Origin of the sequence: Paenibacillus sp. FSL K6-3182 (genome assembly GCF_037976325.1) — a bacterium.
In the GTDB taxonomy this organism is placed as follows: Bacteria; Bacillota; Bacilli; order Paenibacillales; family Paenibacillaceae; genus Pristimantibacillus.
Map to the genome: position 1 here is coordinate 2,216,840 of NZ_CP150265.1, position 20,260 is coordinate 2,237,099.

A 20,260-nucleotide genomic window follows, 5' to 3' on the forward strand; every position below is an offset into this window, starting at 1 on the left:
GGAAAGCGAGGTGCTGGCGATGAGTTCCATGGACAAAACAATGAAATTTAACGTGAAGGCGGAGGGGGTTGAATCTTCTCAAGACATTCTGCTATCCGTGCATGAAGCGCTTCTAGAGAAAGAGTATAATCCGATTAACCAGATCGTTGGGTATTTGCTGTCCGGAGATCCCGCGTATATTCCGCGGCATAACAACGCCAGGAGTTTAATTCGCAAGAAGGAACGAGACGAATTAATCGAAGAGCTTGTCCGGTTTTATCTAAACCATAAGAAACAACAAGCGTAAACGGCTAAAGCCCCCCTTAGGAGGCTTAGCTATCGTTTCGCAGAGAAATATAAGCAGTTTATAAGCAGATAAACTTATAAATTCTTATATTTTAACTAATGAGGCAGGAGCCGGACAAGACATGAGATTGATGGGACTTGATTACGGTGACCGCAACATAGGAGTTGCTGTCAGCGACGCTTTTCGTTGGACCGCGCAAGGAACTGGTGTTATTGAACGAAGGCGAGACCATAGTGAGTTTGACCGTATTGCCGATCTGGTTAAGGAGCATGAGGTTAGTGAAATTGTTGTTGGTCTTCCAAAAAACATGAATGGCACCATCGGTCCACGTGGAGAAATTTGTATAGAATTCGCAGAACAGATTAAGCAGAAACTAAACATACCTGTTCACCTTTGGGACGAAAGGCTGACAACGGTAGCTGCCGAACGAACGCTTATTGAAGCGGACGTCAGCCGGAAGAAGCGAAAGCTTGTAATAGACAAAATGGCGGCAACGCTTATTTTGCAAAATTATCTCGATTCTAAAGCGAAAAGGTGAGGGTAAACATGACAAATGAAGAGTTGGAATTCGAAGAGCCGGAAATTATTTATATCCCGGATGAAGAAGGAAACGAAGAGGAATTCGAAGTCATCATGAAATTTGAAGTTGATGGTTCCGATCAGAAATATATGATGGTAGTTCCGCTTCATGGAGAAAATGACGAGGAAGATGAAGTATATGCTTTCCGTTATGAAGAAGAAGGCGATGACCTGAAGCTGTATACCATTGAAGATGAAGAAGAATGGAATATGGTTGAGGAAACGTTCAACACTCTCCTTGGTGAGATGGAGGAAGAAAATTAATGTCCGGCACAGAGCATGAAGCACCTAAGAAGCTGAATACGCTACGAGCGGCATTCGGCAATGAAATTGAGCTTGAAGCAGATGACGGCAGCGTAGAGGTATACGATATTAAAGCTGAGTTTCAGCTAGGGGATCGCATTTATGCAGCCCTGCAATCGGATCCGATGCGTGGCGAGGATGATGTTGAGCTATTCCGCGTCATTCAAGTCGATGGTGAACCGCAGTTGGAAAACATTGAAAACGATGAAGAGTGGGAAGCTGCATCAGAAGCGTACGATGATTTATTGTTTGCTACTGACGAGCGTCCATAAAACGTCGTGTAATGTATATGCATCTAACGAGAGAGCGGCCAATAACCGCTCTTTTGTTCCATGTTTAGCGTTAATTACTCAAACATGCGGTAGTAATTCACTTCATTAACCTGTTTAACAGCATTTTCAGCTGAGCCACCATAGGATGGTCTCAGCCATTTCGCCTGCGCAAATCGATATACCGGAAATGATGCATTATAAAAAGGGGGTCTAATTTTGGACAAGTCATCACAGCACCTTGAGCAACAATCATCATCGGGACCGAGGAAAAGCCGCATTACATTATGGGTTATTTTAAGCTTGTTAGGAATTATGATCATTGGTGCTGGAAGCGTTGCTTTGTATGTGTGGAGCAGCTTGAAGCCAACAGCTGCTGGAGCGGTTCAGAAGATTGATATTCCAAGAGGAACATCAGCGAATGAGGTTGCAGAATTACTGGAAGAGCAAGGGATCATTAAAAATGCATTTATTTTTAAATATTATTTGAAGCTTAAGGATCAAGGCGGCCGCTTTCAGGCGGGACTTTATGAGCTTAACCCCGGCATGAATAATGAAGCCATTATAGCCAAGCTAAATGCTGGCGACACCGTAGAAGCAGAAACGATTCGATTCACGATTCCTGAGGGCTTTACCGTATTGCAAATTGCTGACAAGCTTGCTCAAGAGAAATTGATCAACAAAGAAAAGTTTATTGGATTAATTGCATCGGAAAACAATTGGGGTGATGCGGAGACTGTTCGCTCCATTCCCAATAACGATAAGCTGCATCAGCGTCTTGAAGGTTATCTGTTCCCTGAAACGTATGAGATGAAAAAAGAAAGCACAGAAGAAGATATTATTAAACGGATGGCGCTTGAACTCGACCGGAAGCTTGCTGAGCTTCCAGAGGGCTGGATGGAAGTGCTTGAAGAGAAAAAAATGTCCTTTCATGATATGCTGACAATCGCGTCGCTTGTAGAGCGTGAAGTCGTTGTGGACGAGGAAAGAGCTCTCGTATCGGGCATTATTTACAACCGGATTGCCGATGGCATGAAGCTTCAAATTGATGCTACCGTTCAATATTCATTAGATAAGCCTAAGGAACGTCTTTATGAGAAGGATTTACTCGTAGACAGTCCTTATAACACGTATAAGGTAGAAGGTTTGCCGCCTGGACCTATCGCAAGTCCAAGTCTTAAATCGATTGAAGCGGCTATATATCCGGAAGATACGGAATATTTTTTCTATGTAACCAAGAAGGATGGAAGTCAGACTCATTTGTTCGCAAAAACATATAAAGAGCATTTGAAAAACATCGAGAAAAGTAATCAGACGGCTGGGTAGTCATAACGATTAGATAGGAAACGAAGCTTCACGGTGTTTTTAAGGAGGATCAAGTATGGCGTACAAGCCGGAATTGTTAGCTACCGCTGCATCTATAGAAGAGCTGGAGAGGCTCATGGCAGCAGGCGCGGATGCTTTTGTCATTGGCGAAGCACGCTACGGTATGCGATTAGCAGGAGAGTTTAACAAAGAAATGATAGCGCAGGCCGTAAAGCTCGCTAAGCCTAAGGGTGTGAAAATCTATGCTGCCCTTAACAATCTTATGGATAATGAAGCAGCGGATTCATTAAATGATTATGTATCCTCGCTTGCTGAAGCTGGCGTTGATGCACTAGTATTCGGCGACCCTGCGGTCTTAATGGCTGCTAGGCTGCATGCCCCAGGCATGGCGCTGCACTGGAATGCCGAAATGACCTCAACTAATTATGTTACAGCTAATTATTGGGGCCGCAGAGGTGCTACTAGATATGTGCTCGCACGCGAACTCAATATGGAACAGGTTTGCGAGACAACGGCTAGTACAGAACTTGAGGTTCAAGTACATGTGCATGGGATGACGAATATTTATCATTCAAAGCGTTCGCTTGTAGAGAGCTATATGGAGCATCAGTCGGAGACGGATCGGCTTCCGGAGAAAGACAAAGATCGTGGGCTTTATGTGATGGAAGCGGAGCGGCAGGACGAGCGTTATCCAATCTACGAAGATGCGAACGGCACTCATATTATGAGCTCGGATGATGTTTGTATGGTAGAGAACCTTCATGAGCTGCTGGATGCTAAAGTAACCAGCTTGAAGATTGAGGGATTAATGAAATCTACCGAGTACAACGAAATTGTTGTGCGCTCATATCGGCAAGCAATCGATGCCTATTTGGCTGATCCAGAGGGCTACATTTTTCAAGAGGAATGGCTTGACGCGATTAAGAAAGTCCAGAATCCGCAGCGAGAGCTGAGTTTTGGCTTCTTCTTCAAAGAGCAAGTCTATTAATAAGTCAATGCTTACGAAGTGAGTTTTGCTTCGCAAAACCAAAGTTAATGCTTACGAAGTGAGTTTTGCTTCGCAAAACTTAGGAGGTACACATAGTGACAACAATTGAGAAGACGACACCTCGCTATCAAGGCAAACGCCATCGGCTGGACAAGCCGGAGCTGCTCGCACCAGCCGGGAATTTAGAGAAGCTGAAATTCGCGATTCATTACGGAGCTGACGCGGTTTATATCGGCGGTCAAAAGTATGGCTTGCGCTCCAATGCAGACAATTTCAGCTTTGAAGAAATGAAGGAAGGCGTTGAGTTCGCCAACCGTTATGGTGCAAAGGTGTTTGTCGCGACAAATATATATGCGCACAATGAGGATGTAGAGGGACTTGAAGACTACTTGCGCAATCTAGAAGCAGCAGGAATCTCAGCTATCATTGCCGCAGATCCTGCCATTATTGAAACGGCGCAGCGAGTAGCTCCTAAGCTTGAGGTTCATTTGAGCACGCAGCAATCCACGCTGAATTGGCAGGCTGTGCAGTTCTGGAAGGAAGAAGGCTTGCCGCGCGTTGTGCTGGCCCGTGAAACGAGCTTTAAAGACATTGCAGAAATAAAAAAAAATGTTGATATTGAGATTGAAGCGTTTATTCATGGTGCTATGTGCTCATCTTTCTCTGGTCGCTGCGTATTGTCTAATCATTTTACGGATCGTGACTCCAATCGTGGAGGCTGCTGTCAGTCATGTCGCTGGAAATATGATTTGTTTGTTGACGATATGCCAATGTACCCGGAAGAAGAAGATAAGTTCACAATGGGCTCTAAAGATCTATGCATGATTGAATATTTGCCGGAGCTTATCGAAGTTGGCGTTGACAGCTTCAAAATCGAAGGACGAATGAAAAGCATTCACTATGTGGCGACAGTCGTTAATGTTTATCGTCAAGCGATTGATGCGTATTTCGCTGATCCTGAGCATTTCGAGCTGAAGCAGGAATGGGTGGATGAGATAAATAAGGCTGCCAACCGTCCGCTAAACACTGGATTTTTCCTTGATACACCGGGTGCGGAGGATCATATTTATGAGCCAGAGGAAAAAGCAGCGCCATATGATTTTGCTGGAGTAGTCGTAGATTATAATGATAAAACGGGTTTTGCGATCGTGCAGCAGCGCAATCACTTTAAACTCGGACAAGAAATCGAATTTGTTGGTCCGAAGGGAACTTTTTTCAAGCAAACGGTAACCGAAATTACGGATACAGACGGCAATGCGCTTGAAGCGGCTCGCCATCCTTTGCAGCATATTCGCATTCGTACGTTAAAGCCGGTTAAACCGATGGATATGATGAGAAAGAAGATCGGGAAGAAGTAAATAAGCAAAACATGACTAGAGTCTTATTTTTTTAGAAAATAAGACTCTTTTTTTTGTATTTATTATTATGAAATGACAAGAATGTGTCGATATAAAATAATATACTGTAAATCTACTGTAAATACATATTTCGGCAAGATGCGCTAGCAGCAAACGTACTATTTTGGACTTACAATATTAAAGGCGGTGTCTTCCCTCATGGAAAACCAAGAAGAACAAAAAAAGAAGAAAACAAAGAAACAGAAACAGGAAAAAGAGCAAAATAGCACAAACGAAATTAAGTCAGGTACAAGTATGAAAGCGTCATCAAAAATCCAATCTTTATCACAGGCAGCAAAGGCAGCGACGGTATCTGTAAAAAGCACAAAGCTGTCAAATCCAATTAAATCAGTAGGAACGAAGCTGTTTACGATTATCTTTTGCAGTATTATCGCGTGTGTATTGACAGTAGGTCTAATGGCTTATTCAAAGTCGAAGTCGATTATTGAAAATAAAGTTTCAGAAGCAAGCTTTCAAACGATCAATCAGGTTGCAAACAATATGGACGTTATTTTCAAGACTTATGAGGATTTATCGCTGCAAATATTAATTGATAAAAGCTTCCATGAAATTGTAAGAAAAATGCTTAATGGCGAAGACGATTTCAGCAAGTTTGAGGCATCGCGTAATTTAAGCGACAAAATGCAATCTTACGTTATGGGTAATAATACGATCGTTTCCATGATGCTGCTGCCAGTAAATCCGAAATTGACGGTTGTAACATCCGGCCGGGCAACCACCGGTACTGCGGAGAAATTAATGAAAACAGCATGGTTTATGGAAACTGTCGAAAATGCGGGAAAAACAAACTGGATTCCGCCACAGCCTGAAGGCTTGTCAGATCCAGCGGGTGCTCCTACCATAGGCTTGAGTCGACTCATTAAAGATATAACTTCAAGTGAAGCATCTTATGTACTGCTGCTGGAGGTGCAAGCCTCGACGCTTGCGAAACGCTTCGAAGAAGTTAACCTTGGTGAAGGAAGCCAGCTTTCGATAGTGAATGCAAACGGTGAATATATTACAAATAATGATCCAGAATTGGTAGGCAAGCCAGCGAGTATTACATTCCCAACCGAAGGCGATAAAGCGCTTGAGGATTCGTCGAAAATGAAAACGACAAATGGTGCTGAGGTTTTGGCTACATACAAAACATTCGAAACGATGAACTGGAAGCTGCTAGGCACGGTACCGGTAAAAGAGCTAGTAAAAGATGCTAAAGCGATTCAAAATTTGACATGGATTACGGTATTTATCGCAGCACTTATTGCCATTGCAATCGGTATTCTCGTAATTATGACGATTGCACAGCCACTGGTTAAGCTTCGCAACCTAATGACTGAAGGAGCAAGCGGCAACCTGACCGTACGATCTGTCATGAAAAAACGCCAAGATGAAATTGGTGAGCTAAGCGACAGCTTTAATCTTATGATGACACAAATAACTGCTCTTGCAGTACAGACGACAAGATCAGCTGAGGATGTACTGGTTACAGCTACTGAGCTCGGAGATGCTTCTCGGAAAACAGCTATTTCTGCTAAGGAGATTGCAGTCGCAACAGAGGAGATCGCGGGAGGAGCAACAAGCTTGGCTGTTGAAGCGGAGCGAGGTTCTGACCTTACAGGAAACATCGATGTTCAAATGAAAAAAGTTATTGCAGCCAACGAACAAATGGTGAACTCTGCGCAAGCCGTTGAGAAGGCAAGTGAGCAGGGAACAAACTATATGGGCGTACTTATTCAAAAAACGAGCATGACGGAAGAAATGACCCGTTCTATGGTAGAGAAGGTTGATGCTTTGAAGGAAAGCACTGGCTCAATCGTAAAAATCCTAGACGTGCTCAATAGCTTAACGAAGCAAACGAACATCTTGTCATTGAATGCGACGATTGAAGCTGCTCGCGCTGGCGCAGCAGGAAAAGGCTTTATGGTCGTTGCCGATGAAATTCGCAAGCTGGCGGATCAAAGCCGCCAATCCATTGACGTTGTTGGTCAAATAACGGAGAAAATTAGAGGCGAGATTGACGAGACCGTTCATGTTTTGTCCGATGCCTATCCGTTATTCCAAGAGCAAATCGGTTCTGTAAAAGAAGCGAATCAAATTTTCTTAACCGTTTCTGGCCAAATGGGAGAACTAGTTAAGAAGTTGGATCTTGTTACGGATTCAATCGGGCAATTGGATGAATCGCAAGTCGTATTAGGAGAAGCGATGACTAACGTGAGTGCAGTAGCTGAAGAATCTTCCGCTACATCAGAAGAAGTCGCATCACTCAGCACAGAACAGCTAAGCATTAGCGATGGTATGGTACGCTTGTCGGAGAAGCTGGATACGGTGTCTCGTGAGCTCAAGGATTCACTTTCTAAATTTAAAATTAATTAGCAATCACGGTATCCTATTAAATTGTTAATATTGAAGGAAGAGCTATTCAGGCAGTTAATGCTGAACAGCTCTTTTTTTGTTGTAGAAAATAGAATGGATGTTTGAAGGAGAGCCGCGGAAGGAGATAATGAACGTATAATAACGATTCCAGCGCTTATCAAACATTAGGCAGCATTAAAAAGGAGCTTTCGCAGGATGAGAACGGGACATGATTAAACGAATAACAATGGCTGCTTGTTTCATTAGTTTAATAATGATGCTTTATATTGGCCGCTTAGCGTGGATTCAATTGATGCCTGGAAGCTCTTCTTCAGCGGTCCTTTCTCCACTGGCAAACCGGGGAGGATGGCAACGGCTGTCAGTTCAGCAGCGTCAACGAAACTTGGTGCTGGACACAGGCAGAGGTGACTTTTATGATCGCTATGGAAAACCGATAACAGGTGAAACTTACTCGGCCGTTGCCTTATTTCCCGTACGGGCAGAGCTGCGTGGTCAAGAAAAAAGTTTAGCTGAGCTTAGCCGTTTACTAGGCGTAACCACGGAGCAGCTGCAGCAGAAATGGGATGCTGTGCGAGAGCCTGTGTTTTGGAAGGCTGATGGGATGCAAGCGCCTTTGCGACTGACAAATGATCAAATTACCCGCCTAAAAAAACTTGAGCTAAACGGTATACGTGTGCTTCCTTATCGTAATCGCTATTTGCCGGATTTTGATGCGAAGCATCTGATTGGCTTTACAAGCCAGCATCCTGAGTGGCTGCAGACTAACCATGCGGAAGATCTCGTAAGCGGCAAAAGAAAGCTAGTAGATCAGGTTGGCGGGTCGGGTCTGGAGAAATCGCTGGACATGCTGCTGCATGGAGTAGGGGCTACTTCTGTTTCCTACTTCCTGGATGGACGTAATGCTCCAATGCACGGCCTTGATATGCGGATTACGCAGCCTGGCAATCGATATTATCCTCTTAAAGCGATGACGACGATTGATTTGCAGCTGCAAAACGAAATCGAAGCGTATGTGGATGCACAAGGCTTGCAAGAGGGAGCAATCGTTGTGCTGGATGCGAGCAATGCGGATATTGTAGCGATGGTATCGCGGCCGCAATTGAAGCCAGGACAGTTCCAAAGCTCCGACGGCAGCGAGTGGGCTAATCATGCAATCAAGGCGGTCGCTCCCGGCTCTGTGTTCAAGCTAGTTGCGGAAGCAGCTGCGCTGGAGGCGGGTGTAGTGAATCAGCATGAAACGTTTTTTTGCAATGGTGAATACGGCAAATATGGCTTATCCTGCTGGAAGGAAGGAGGACACGGCCGCTTGACACTCCAAGAGGGCTTGGCGCAATCTTGCAATATCGTGTTTGCAACAGTGGTTGAGCGGCTTGAAGCTAAGCAGTTGAAGCGGACCGCGGACTTGCTCGGGATAGGGCAGCAAGTGGGATGGCATCGCGATGAAGCGTTTGGCCCCTTTACATCACCTCTGAGACTGCTTGAGGAGGAAGATCGCGGACAGCTGTTTGCAGCCGTTAAGAGCAAGCTCGCTTGGAATAGCGGCGTTGAGATTGGTGAGCATGAGCACGAGAGTGAACATGCGATTGGGAATGGGCATGTGAATGAGAGTGGCAGTGGAAGTGGCAATGATAACGGCAGTGACAATGAGAATGGAAATGGCAACGGCAGTGACAGTGGTAGTAGCAGCGACAGTGGCAATGGGAAGCGTAATGAGAAGCGGAGCGGGAAGTTTAATGCGGCGCAGCAAGCGCGGGAAGAAGCAGCCATGCTGGCTGGCGTCGATGGCGGTGTGCTCGCGCAAAGCGCGCTTGGGCAGCGTGATGTAAGGATGTCGCCGCTGCAAGCGGCAAATCTGATTGTAACGCTGCTGAATGAGGGGCGCGTAATGGAGCCGCGCCTAGTGAGTGAAATCCGCTATGCCAACGGCCAGCGGATGGTGAAGCTGCCCGCGCAGCGCGCGCAAGCGATCCGTGGCCGGATTAAACCGGCCACGGCGCATGCGCTGCTGCGCGGCATGCAGGCGGTCGTCGACCATGGAACCGGTCGATCGATCCGCCAAGGGCTGTGGGCGATTGCCGGCAAATCCGGCACCGCCGAAACGACTCAGGCCGGAATCGCCCGCAACCACCAGTGGTTTGCGGGCTACGGCCCGGTCAAAGCTCCACGATACGCCGTAGCCGTCCTCGTGGAGAACAAGCCGCCTGGGAGCTCACACCAGGCGACTAAGCTCTTCCGCGGCGTCATGGATATCGCCGCACGCCATTCCAAATAAAATGAGCCACCCCATTGCAGACGGATCAACGTTCGTTTGCAATGGGGTGGCTCTATTTTATTTGCGTATTATTGTTCCTTGATGTCCTTGTTATTTATTTTCACCGATATACTATCAGTGTCGTCCGGCTTGTCCGAAGGGTTGTCGTATTCTCCTTGCGGAGCGTGAATCCAGCGGTGGAAATAACCTTGATCATACAGCGCTTTGATTAAGATCATAAGAATAGGTGATAATATGACGCCTGCGACGCCGAAAAGCGATAAGGATACAATCATGAAAGCGAGCATTGTAAAGGCGGATACTCCTAAGGAGTCGCCTGTAATTTTAGGTTCAAGAATTTGGCGTGTAAGCACAACTGCGAGAAAGAGGACGGACAGCCAAATGGCAAGCGAGACTTTGCCGACAATAATTAAGTAAATAATCCATGGGATAAAAATAGTGCCTACACCGAGCAGCGGCAAAATGTCGAAGATAGCGGATACGACTGCTATGACAAAAGCATTTTCTACGCGCAGCAGAAGGAGCGCGATCAAAATAACGACAAAGGTGATACTAATCATCTTGGCTTGCGCTTTAATATATAACGCGATTCCTTTAAATACATTGTTTCTAAGGAAGAAAAATGCCGTTTTGAAGGTGTTTGGCGTTTTGTCCTCGGCCGTCTTTTTCCAAGTCGTAATTTCGATGCTTAAGAAATAAGCTAATATAATCCCGACTACAAAATTAAAGATGAAAGTTGAGAAGGATGTGACGTACCCGATGATGCTAAGCAGTACAGTCTTTCCAAACAATGCTAATGTTGAAGAAGCGCCTTCTATGAGGTCTTTGGAGCGCTGAACCAAATCCAAATCTGCGGGCAGATTCCCAAATCTGGTTTGCACCTCTTCAGTCAGATTAGCGATTTGAACAGCGAGCATTTCTTGATATTTCGGGAAGTTGTTAACGAGCTCAGTTCCTTGCTTCGTAATTAGATAAGCAGCGCCTGAGAAGGCGGTAAGTAAAATTAAAGTGAACAGCAGAATCGAAATGCCGGAAGCGATCGATTTTTTCATGCCAAGCTTATTTAGACGCCTTGCCAGCGGCTCGATACATAAGAAAATGAGAAAGGATAAAAATATAGGCGTTGCGATTCGGTACAAATAGCTGAAAGAAAACATAATTAAATAGACAGTTAGTGCAATGAGTGCGATGTCAAAGGCGGTTCGCCAATACTTTTTGTAAAAGGGCAGCATAATGTTTCTCCTTCTTTTTCCATATTCATATTTCCATAAAGATTGTACTATAGTTTTTAAAAAGATGCCTATTTTTAATTGCGTTATGCTACAATTAATACTACTGTTGTTGTTTTGTACCGCTATTTATTCGTCGACTAAATCATATAACGGTGGGGAAAACAAAATGGAAAATTTGCTGTTATGGGGATTATACGTAGCATCCTTCTATGCGTTTCTTCCTGGCCTCATTAGCCGTACTTTTGGCTTTCGTGTTTTTAAGAAGGGCCGTGTGGGAAACGAAATATCTTTAACGTTCGATGATGGGCCTGATGAGATTTATACGCCGCAATTGCTCGATCTTCTTGCCCGCTACAATGCGAAGGCAACCTTTTTTGTTGTCGGCTCACATGCCGAGGGACAAGAAGAGCTGCTGAAGCGGATGAAGGATGAGGGCCACAATATTGGTGTCCATAATTACGTTCATAAATCGAACTGGTTAATGCGTCCGAGGACGGTTAAGCGCCAAATCGAGCGTACGCTTGACATTATTGAGCAAGCTACGGGATTGCGATCGACTTATTATCGCCCGCCATGGGGAATCGTAAATGTATTCGATTATGCGAACTTAGGCCATTTGCAAATTATTTTGTGGTCGGCAATGTTCGGTGATTGGCGGATACGTTTAGGGTCAGAACGATTGAAAAACCGGATGATGAAAAAGCTTCGGCCCGGTGAAGTCATTCTATTGCATGATTGCGGCATGACCTTTGGGGCGGACAAGGATGCACCGAGAAATATGCTTACGGCACTTGAGGCTTACTTAGAAGAAGGTACGAAGCAAGGTTTCCGCTTTGTTGGCATTGAAGAAATGATGAAGCGATCTGAAGCAGCGCGTGCTGCTCATACATCACTCTTGAAGAAAGCGATGATATCGCTTTGGCTGACATGGGAGCGTCTGTTTCACGTCGTTTTCCGTTTGAAGACCGTTGGTGATGTGAAGGATGCAGCATTTCATTACCGGGTGACCACATACACTGGTCAGGACATTGAATTAGCAGAGGGAGGACGCGTCTCAAAGGGAGACCGTATTGCAGAACTGCATTTTGACAACAAGAAATTGTCGATGATTGCAGCAACCTCAAAATCCCCTGTAGCTACAGGTATTCGCATGCTGCGTGAAGTGGAGCAAGCTCTTCCGCTGCTCGCAAATCAGCTTGCTGAAGATACAGATGCGAATGACATCAAAGCGGTATATGGGGTTACAATGATCCATCGCGGGGCTGATCGTTTAGGATTTGAAATATTTCAGCTGCCTGAGGGCTGGTTTGCTAGATCATCGCGTGTGTACTTGCGAGTATTGATTAAAGTATTAACGAACACGAAGCAGACTTCTCAGAGCAAGAAAAAAAGAGAACTGATCTCGCCGCGTATGCTGTTAATGCCCGTCGCAACGATTAGGTCTTATGCAACGGCACAGCTGAACATGATTCAAGATATAAGCCAGACAGTAGAGAGAACTTTAAACGCAGCAGCCGACGAAGCTGCGCAGTTAGGTACAAAAACAACAGCGATCTAATGTTGAGATATAAATGACATTTATCCAAATGAATGTTAAATAAATAAAGGAGTGCAGGCTGTTTCCAGCCTGCACTCCTTTTGTTTAAATATAAGGCTAACTTACCTTATATATCTTGCTCAAAGCTGCTTCAGCATCCAGAGGATACTGAAGGCGATAACTACATTTTCATTACGCCGCCCGTGCTGGCAGATGTAACAAGGTGAGCGTAGCGAGCCAAGTAGCCGCGTTTGATTTTTAGCTCGAAGCCTTTCCATTCGGAACGGCGTTTCTCGAACTCTTCGTCGCTAATAAGAAGATCCATCGTACGGTTGTTCATGTCGATCTCGATGATATCGCCGTCTTGTACGAAAGCGATAGGGCCGCCTTCAGCTGCTTCAGGAGAAGCGTGGCCGATGCTGATGCCGCGAGATGCGCCGGAGAAACGTCCGTCTGTAATGAGGGCAACCTTAGCGCCGAGTCCCATACCTACGATTTGCGAAGTTGGTGCAAGCATTTCTGGCATACCAGGGCCGCCGCGTGGTCCTTCGTAACGAATGACTACGACATGACCTTCTTTGATTTTTCCGTTAGCGATGCCGTGAAGCGCTTCGTCTTGGGAATCGAAACAGATAGCAGGACCTTTGTGGTAGCCGCCAACGGACTTGTCAACTGCACCTGTTTTAATAATAGCGCCGTGAGGAGCCAGATTACCAAATAGTACAGCTAAACCACCGCGTTCTGTATGCGGGTTGTCGATGGTATGAATAACATCGGTGTCTTGAATTTCACAGCCAATAACATTTTCACGAAGCGTTTTGCCAGTAACGGTGATGCAGTCACCATGCAATGCGCCTTCTTTCTTGAATAGCTCATTAAGGACAGCACTTACGCCGCCTGCATTATGCACATCTTCAATGTGATAATCGGATGCAGGAGCGATTTTTGCCAAATGCGGTACGCGTTCAGCTACTTCGTTAATACGCTCAATTGGGTACTCGATTCCAGCTTCATGCGCGATTGCTAGCGTGTGAAGAACTGTGTTTGTTGAGCCGCCCATTGCCATATCTAGAGCAAATGCATTGTCGATTGTATCTTTTGTAACGATGTCGCGAGGTTTGATGCCTAGCTCGATGATTTTCATCAATTGGCGAGCAGCGTCTTTAACGAACTCTTTGCGTTCTGGAGAAACAGCAAGAATCGTGCCGTTACCAGGCATTGCAAGTCCCATGCCTTCTGCCAAGCAGTTCATGGAGTTTGCCGTAAACATACCGGAGCAAGAGCCGCAAGTCGGACAACCGAATTGTTCAAGCTCCATCAGTTGATCGTCATTGATTTTACCAGCTTGGTGAGCGCCTACGCCTTCAAATACGCTGGAGAGTGAAATTGAACGACCATCGGATGTTTTACCGGCTTTCATAGGTCCGCCGCTTACAAGCATAGTCGGGATATTGACGCGAAGTGCGCCCATGATCATGCCCGGTGTAATTTTGTCACAGTTTGGAATACAAACCATACCGTCGAACCAGTGAGCATTTACGACTGTTTCAATGGAATCGGCAATAATTTCACGGCTGGCAAGTGAATAACGCATACCGATGTGACCCATTGCAATACCATCATCAACGCCGATTGTGTTAAATTCGAAAGGAACGCCGCCAGCTTCACGGATCGCTTCTTTAACGAGCTTGCCGAACTCCTGTAGATGAACGTGACCAGGAATAATATCAATATACGAGTTGCAAACCGCGATAAACGGCTTGTCGAAATCTTCCTCTTTTACGCCTGCGGCGCGAAGCAAGCTGCGATGCGGTGCGCGGTCGAATCCTTTTTTGATCATGTCTGAACGCATTCTTTTGGCCGCCATGTAAGTTCCCCCTATATGCTTATTAAAATATCAATACTCTCGATTTTATCACAACGGACAGGCGTTGGCTATAACGTCAGCCGAAAGGCGTTTCGCAAATAAATGTTAAAAAAACATTAAAAATGGCTTAAACATTGTGATATTCCATGAAACAATAGGACATGATGCAGGTTATTCATGTATAGTATGCTCATTGGTAACGATGAGAATAATTTGAAGATGAATAAGGAGGCGCTTGAAATTGGAAAGAAGAGTATTAATTGTTGATGATGAGCGGGAAATTGCCGATCTTATAGAGATCTATTTGAAAAATGAAGGGTTTATTACCGAAAAGGCGTATGACGGGGAGCAGGCGCTGCTTGCTTATGCGCGAGATCCGTTTGACTTAGTCATCTTAGACATCATGATGCCGAATATGGATGGGCTGGAAGCTACGAGGCGGCTCAGGCGCGATCAATCGGTCCCTATTCTAATGCTCAGTGCAAAAGCAGAGGATATGGATAAAATTATGGGGCTGATGACCGGTGCGGACGATTATATGATCAAACCGTTTAATCCGCTTGAGCTTGTTGCTAGGGTACGCTCTTTACTGAGAAGATCCTATCAGTACAGCGGTCAAGCAAGTGCAAATAACGGGGCGCGACTAGATAAGGAACTTCGCCTTGGACCGCTGCGGATCGATAAGCTGAGCCATACGGCTGAAATAGACGGCAATCCGCTGCACCTGACTTCTACTGAGTTCGGCATTTTGCATTTGCTCGCTGGTCAGCCTGGCCGCGTGTTTAGTGCGGAGGATATTTTCCAGCAGGTGTGGAAAGAAAAATATTTTGATTCCAACAATACGGTAATGGTCCATATCAGCAAGCTCAGAGATAAGCTGGAGAAGGAGCTTGGTGATAAGATGATCATCACGGTCTGGGGGGTTGGCTATAAAATTGAAGGATAACATTGCATTAAAGCTTGTCTTCCGTTCGCTGCTGAATATGGTGATAAGCGCCGTGCTAGCGGCCTTTTCACTTTATATCCTATTAGGGTTCGGAATGTGGCTTATCGATAATGTAAGGCCAATGAGAGTTTTATATCAATTCATTGATTCTAGGTTTGATCGACAGCTTGTGTATGGTGCTGCGGGCATTGTAATGTCTCTTTTTTACTACATCATTCTCCAGTGGAGCTTATTTCATTATCTCGGTCAAATGAATAAGACGGTTCGCCGCATTGCTGACGGTACCTATGATATGGATTACAAAATCGAAGTGCGGAAAAGAAATATATTTGGTCCTATGGCAGCCAATATGAACAGCTTGGCAGGAAGGCTCCATCATGCGCTCGTGGAAGAGCGGAAGGCAGAGCAAACCAAAAACGAATTGATTACGAACGTTTCCCATGATTTGCGTACACCTTTAACATCAGTGCTTGGCTATTTGGGACTGATTGAGCAGGATCGTTATCGAGACGAGGTAGAGCTGCGCCACTATGTTCAAATCGCTTATGAAAAATCGATGAGGCTGAATGTCCTCATTAATGATCTTTTTGAATATACGAGAATGAGGCATGATACGACTGCGCTAAAAGTAACGAATTTTAATTTAATCGAAATGCTCGGGCAGCTGCTCGTGCAGTTTCGTTTGCCGCTGGAGGAAGCGGGAATGCAGAGCAAGCTGGTGACAGATAAAACGTCAGTCATGATCAAGGGAGATGCAGCCAAGCTTGTGCGTGTATTCGAGAACTTGATCGTGAATGCCATGAATTACGGCAGAGACGGCAAACAAGTTGTTGTGACTGTTCATTTGGAGGGCAGTGCAGCCGTTGTCGAGGTTATTAATTTTGGTGAACCGATTCCAATGATGGACATTCCACATATTTTTGAACGATTTTATCGCGTAGACAAATCAAGAACACAGTGGTCAGGAGGTTCCGGCTTAGGGCTTGCCATTGCCAAAGGCATCGTTGAAAAGCATGAAGGTACGATTTCGGTGACGAGTGATTCGGAGCAAACGGCATTCCGTATAACATTGCCGATATTAATTAATAATTAAGGGTTTCTTATGGTTTGTTTACGGTCTCCTTAAACTAACTCTCCTATACTTGGTTGTATAGAAGTGACAGTGAAAGGGGATCGTTTTTTATGCAGCAAGAAACGTATGGAAGAAAACGTGGAGGCACAGTCTTGTGGCTTCTAACCGCAATTGGAGTGATCATCAGCGTCTTTTACGTCATATCATTAAAAGGCAGCCCATCTAGAGCGGATTTGCAATTGGATTCTAGCTCGGCTATTTTAATAGATCTCAATACAGGGGAAGTGCTCTACGAAAAAAATGCAAATGAAGCGCTGCCGCCTGCAAGCATGTCGAAGCTGATGACAGAGCTTATCATATTAGATCTCACAAGTGAAGGTACGCTTGATTGGAAAGAACAAGTGAAAACCAGCGCTTATGCTGCGGAGGTACCGGGATCCCAAATAGGCTTTTCGGCAGGGGAGACTTATACGGTTAGAGAGCTTTTTGAAGCGATGGCTATTCATTCCGCGAATGATGCGGCAGTGGCGCTTGCAGAGCATGTTAGCGGCAGTGAGGCTGCATTTGTTCAATTAATGAATAATCGGGCTGCTAAGCTGGACTTGTCCAAAGAAACCGTCTTTGCGAATGCAACGGGGCTTAGCCATGAGGATCTGGTTCCGTTTGAAGCTGCTTCCTCGGAGAGGGATACTATGATGTCAGCTAAGGATACTGCAACACTAGCTGCTTATTTACTAAAGAAATATCCTGAGGTGGTCGATGTTTCCAGCCGCAGCAGCGTGAAGCTTGCGAGCACCTCGCAAAGATTGAAGACGACAAACATGATGCTAAGCGGCATGCCGTATGCATTTCCGGGCAATGACGGGTTGAAAACAGGCTATACCGTGCAGGCTGGTTATTGCTTTACAGGTACAGCGAAGCAGGATGGCAAACGTCTTGTATCCGTCATTATGGGTGCGAAGACGCCAGAGCAGCGATTCACGGAAACAGGGAAGCTGTTTGAATACGGTTTTCAATTAAGCGGTTTGGAGAGCGTGATGGGGCATGTGCAAAGCAAACTTGGCTTTAAAGTAGGATGAAAAAGGTTGAGGTAATCTGTTTTTCTCGAATGATGCAGAAAATAGTCGATTATTCTCATTTGATTAGTTATGTTATTGTCATGTTAAGTCTAGGACGAGCGCGAGTCGCTTTTTCTAGACTTTTTGTTTTTATGTCACAAAAACTAACATTAAATGATTTACGAACCGGTTTTTGCTGTTTATAATAAAACTAATACAGATAAAGAGGTGAGTATATGCAATTGACCGAACGTGAAAAAGAAAAGCTGCTCATTACGATCGCTGCAGATTTGGCAAGACGACGAATGAATCGCGGCTTGAAGCTTAATTATCCTGAAAGCATAGCGTTAATCACCTCTGAAATTATGGAAGGCGCTCGTGATGGAATGACAGTTGCACAGCTAATGGCATTTGGAACGACAATTTTGAATGCAGATCAAGTCATGACTGGCATACCGCAAATGATTCACGAGGTTCAGGTGGAAGCGACTTTCCCAGACGGAACGAAGCTTGTTACCATTCACGACCCTATAACTTGAAAACTAAATACAAAACGGCTAGGGGCATCATTTCATTTGATATAGCAAGTGGTACGTGGAACGATCAGCTTTATAGGGGAGGAGAGAATGGCCTGTGATACCTGGACAATATCGAACGGCTGACGGTGAAATTGAATTAAATGCCGGACGAATGACGAAGCAGTTAATTGTAGTAAATACTGGAGATAGACCGGTTCAGGTAGGCTCTCATTTTCATTTTTTTGAAGTGAATCGTGCATTGAAGTTTGATCGCGAGGAAGCTTTCGGGATGCGCCTTCATATCGCAGCAGGTACAGCGGTTCGTTTCGAGCCTGGTGAGGAGAAGCCTATAACCGTTGTTGAGCTGGGTGGTACAAAGCTGTCTTATGGACTTAATGGTCTCAGCCAAGGGAAAGCGGAGAATGGCAGGATGCCAGATGTTGTTCGCGAACGGCTTGCGGCTTGGGAGGGCGAAGGTAAATGACTAAGATGGATCGACGCAGCTATGCGGCCATGTTTGGCCCTACAACGGGTGATGCCATTCGGCTGGCAGATACGGAGCTATGGGCACAGATTGAACATGATTACACGGTGTATGGCGACGAATGCAAATTCGGCGGCGGCAAGGTTATACGCGATGGGATGGGGCAGTCGAGCGGCGCGCAGCGTGATGAGGGTGTGCTGGATACATTGATTACGAATGCGGTTATTATCGATCATTCCGGCATTGTGAAAGCGGATATCGGCCTAAAGGATGGATTTATCGTTGGCATCGGCAAAGCCGGCAATCCAGACATTATGGACGGCGTGCACCCGAATATGATTGTTGGCGCAAGTACCGAGGTTATTGCCGGTGAAGGAAAGATTGTAACTGCAGGAGCCATTGATTCGCATATTCATTTTATTTGTCCGCAGCAAATTGAAACGGCGCTCTCCTCGGGCGTCACGACGATGATCGGCGGCGGAACAGGTCCGGCAACAGGAACCAATGCAACCACGGTAACACCTGGCGCGTGGCATATGCGGCGCATGCTGGAGGCAGCCGAACATTTTCCGATGAATATCGGCTTTACGGGTAAAGGCAATGCTTCTTTCACCGCTCCGCTCATTGAGCAAATTGAAGCGGGAGCCATCGGGCTTAAGCTGCATGAGGACTGGGGAACAACACCAGCAGCAATTGACGCTTGCTTGCAAGCCGCAGATCAGTATGACATTCAAGTTGCTATCCACAGCGATACGCTGAATGAGGCAGGTTTTGTTGAGGATACGCTTGCGGCCATTGGCGGAAGAACGATTCATACTTATCATACCGAGGGCGCGGGCGGCGGTCATGCCCCAGACATCATTATCGCGGCGGGTGAGATGAATGTTTTGCCTTCATCCACGAACCCTACTCGTCCTTTTACAATTAATACGATAGAAGAACATTTGGATATGCTGATGGTTTGCCACCATTTGGACAGCAGCATTCCTGAGGACGTTGCATTCGCTGATTCTCGGATTAGGCCGGAGACGATTGCAGCGGAAGATATTTTGCATGATATGGGCGTATTCAGCATGATTAGCTCCGATTCGCAGGCGATGGGGCGCGTAGGAGAAGTTATTATCCGTACATGGCAAACGGCAGACAAGATGAAAAAGCAGCGAGGACCGCTCCTTCCGGACAATGAACAGCATGATAACTTCCGTATTAAGCGCTACATTGCCAAATATACGATTAATCCTGCGATCACGCATGGTGTCTCTCATCTGGTAGGCTCGCTGGAAGCCGGTAAATTCGCCGATCTTGTCATTTGGAATCCAATGTTTTTTGGCGTCAAGCCGGATCTCGTCCTGAAGGGCGGGAGCATCGCATTTGCGCAGATGGGTGATCCAAACGCTTCCATCCCGACACCGCAGCCTGTGTTCGGTCGGTCGATGTTCGCTTCCTTCGGGAAGCTGGTGTTTAGCAGCTCGATTACTTTTGTATCTCAGGCAGCCTATGATCTCGGGGTTGCGAAGGAGCTCGGACTGCAGAAACGTATTGAACCTGTAAAAGGCTGCCGCAGCGTAACGAAGAAGGATATGATCCACAATGATGCAACGCCTAAGCTTGAGGTGGACGCGGAAACGTATCATGTTCTGGTAGATGGCGAGCATGTGACCTGCGAGCCAGCTGAGGTGCTGCCAATGGCGCAGCGTTATTTCTTATTTTAGCTGCACGCTGCGGCCATGGAGGACAGGAGGGCGAGCGA

18 protein-coding genes are annotated in these 20,260 nt (G+C 45.8%); 16 read left to right on the forward strand and 2 right to left on the reverse strand.

The genetic code is table 11. The annotated features are described in order from the left end of the window. The first annotated feature begins 19 nt into the window (after positions 1 to 19). The 9 genes from MHH56_RS09645 (at position 20) to MHH56_RS09685 (ending at position 9,796) form a co-directional block, all read left to right on the forward strand. A complete protein-coding gene (locus tag MHH56_RS09645; protein ID WP_076270873.1) occupies positions 20 to 286 on the forward strand; it encodes an IreB family regulatory phosphoprotein in 267 nt (88 codons plus the stop codon). Between the two features lie 121 nt (positions 287 to 407). After that, positions 408 to 824, forward strand: a complete 417-nt coding sequence (gene ruvX, locus MHH56_RS09650) for a Holliday junction resolvase RuvX (protein WP_076270814.1) — start codon at positions 408 to 410, stop codon at positions 822 to 824. Positions 825 to 832: 8 nt separating this feature from the next. Continuing rightward, positions 833 to 1,129: a DUF1292 domain-containing protein gene (locus MHH56_RS09655; protein WP_076270813.1), complete on the forward strand. Its 297-nt coding sequence runs from the start codon at positions 833 to 835 to the stop codon at positions 1,127 to 1,129. Further along, positions 1,129 to 1,440 (forward strand): DUF1292 domain-containing protein, encoded by a 312-nt coding sequence (locus tag MHH56_RS09660; RefSeq protein WP_054027280.1) that lies wholly within the window; start codon positions 1,129 to 1,131, stop codon positions 1,438 to 1,440. The genes MHH56_RS09655 and MHH56_RS09660 overlap by 1 nt, the downstream gene beginning before the upstream one ends. 216 nt (positions 1,441 to 1,656) lie before the next feature. After that, positions 1,657 to 2,763 (forward strand): endolytic transglycosylase MltG, encoded by a 1,107-nt coding sequence (gene mltG, locus MHH56_RS09665; RefSeq protein WP_339207916.1) that lies wholly within the window; start codon positions 1,657 to 1,659, stop codon positions 2,761 to 2,763. A 55-nt stretch (positions 2,764 to 2,818) separates the two neighbouring features. Then, complete coding sequence (locus MHH56_RS09670) at positions 2,819 to 3,751, forward strand: peptidase U32 family protein (RefSeq protein WP_339207917.1); 933 nt, start codon at positions 2,819 to 2,821, stop codon at positions 3,749 to 3,751. A gap of 95 nt (positions 3,752 to 3,846) precedes the next feature. After that, the gene (locus MHH56_RS09675) at positions 3,847 to 5,109 is read left to right on the forward strand and encodes a U32 family peptidase (RefSeq protein ID WP_339207918.1); all 1,263 of its coding nucleotides are present in this window, start codon (positions 3,847 to 3,849) and stop codon (positions 5,107 to 5,109) included. 198 nt (positions 5,110 to 5,307) lie between these two features. Next, positions 5,308 to 7,524, forward strand: coding sequence for a methyl-accepting chemotaxis protein (locus MHH56_RS09680; RefSeq protein ID WP_339207919.1), 2,217 nt, complete (start codon positions 5,308 to 5,310; stop codon positions 7,522 to 7,524). 208 nt (positions 7,525 to 7,732) lie between these two features. Beyond that, entirely contained in the window at positions 7,733 to 9,796 is a 2,064-nt protein-coding gene (locus MHH56_RS09685; RefSeq protein WP_339207920.1) for a penicillin-binding transpeptidase domain-containing protein, read from the forward strand. Positions 9,797 to 9,864: 68 nt separating this feature from the next. On the opposite strand, the gene ytvI is transcribed toward MHH56_RS09685, so the two are convergent. Further along, the gene (ytvI, locus tag MHH56_RS09690) at positions 9,865 to 11,028 is read right to left on the reverse strand and encodes a sporulation integral membrane protein YtvI (RefSeq protein ID WP_076270809.1); all 1,164 of its coding nucleotides are present in this window, start codon (positions 11,026 to 11,028) and stop codon (positions 9,865 to 9,867) included. 166 nt (positions 11,029 to 11,194) lie between these two features. Between ytvI and MHH56_RS09695 the strand changes: the two genes are divergently transcribed. Beyond that, the gene (locus MHH56_RS09695) at positions 11,195 to 12,586 is read left to right on the forward strand and encodes a polysaccharide deacetylase family protein (protein WP_339207921.1); all 1,392 of its coding nucleotides are present in this window, start codon (positions 11,195 to 11,197) and stop codon (positions 12,584 to 12,586) included. A 160-nt stretch (positions 12,587 to 12,746) separates the two neighbouring features. Here the strand turns inward: MHH56_RS09695 and ilvD are convergent, their stop codons facing one another. Continuing rightward, positions 12,747 to 14,432 carry a dihydroxy-acid dehydratase gene (gene ilvD / locus MHH56_RS09700; protein WP_076270807.1) on the reverse strand — a complete coding sequence of 562 codons (1,686 nt, stop codon included), beginning with the start codon at positions 14,430 to 14,432 and terminating at the stop codon, positions 12,747 to 12,749. A 241-nt stretch (positions 14,433 to 14,673) separates the two neighbouring features. On the opposite strand from ilvD, the gene MHH56_RS09705 reads away from it, so the two are divergent. The 6 genes from MHH56_RS09705 to ureC all read left to right on the forward strand — a co-directional run bounded on the left by MHH56_RS09705 (position 14,674) and on the right by ureC (position 20,222). Further along, a complete protein-coding gene (locus MHH56_RS09705) occupies positions 14,674 to 15,378 on the forward strand; it encodes a response regulator transcription factor (RefSeq protein ID WP_339207922.1) in 705 nt (234 codons plus the stop codon). Then, entirely contained in the window at positions 15,368 to 16,471 is a 1,104-nt protein-coding gene (locus MHH56_RS09710) for a HAMP domain-containing sensor histidine kinase (RefSeq protein ID WP_339207924.1), read from the forward strand. The genes MHH56_RS09705 and MHH56_RS09710 overlap by 11 nt, the downstream gene beginning before the upstream one ends. 89 nt (positions 16,472 to 16,560) lie before the next feature. Beyond that, complete coding sequence (locus MHH56_RS09715; protein ID WP_339207925.1) at positions 16,561 to 17,529, forward strand: D-alanyl-D-alanine carboxypeptidase family protein; 969 nt, start codon at positions 16,561 to 16,563, stop codon at positions 17,527 to 17,529. Between the two features lie 215 nt (positions 17,530 to 17,744). Further along, positions 17,745 to 18,047, forward strand: coding sequence for an urease subunit gamma (locus tag MHH56_RS09720; protein ID WP_339207926.1), 303 nt, complete (start codon positions 17,745 to 17,747; stop codon positions 18,045 to 18,047). 94 nt (positions 18,048 to 18,141) lie between these two features. Continuing rightward, entirely contained in the window at positions 18,142 to 18,510 is a 369-nt protein-coding gene (locus MHH56_RS09725; RefSeq protein ID WP_339207927.1) for an urease subunit beta, read from the forward strand. Next, complete coding sequence (gene ureC, locus MHH56_RS09730; protein WP_339207929.1) at positions 18,507 to 20,222, forward strand: urease subunit alpha; 1,716 nt, start codon at positions 18,507 to 18,509, stop codon at positions 20,220 to 20,222. The genes MHH56_RS09725 and ureC overlap by 4 nt, the downstream gene beginning before the upstream one ends. Positions 20,223 to 20,260 lie beyond the last annotated feature (38 nt).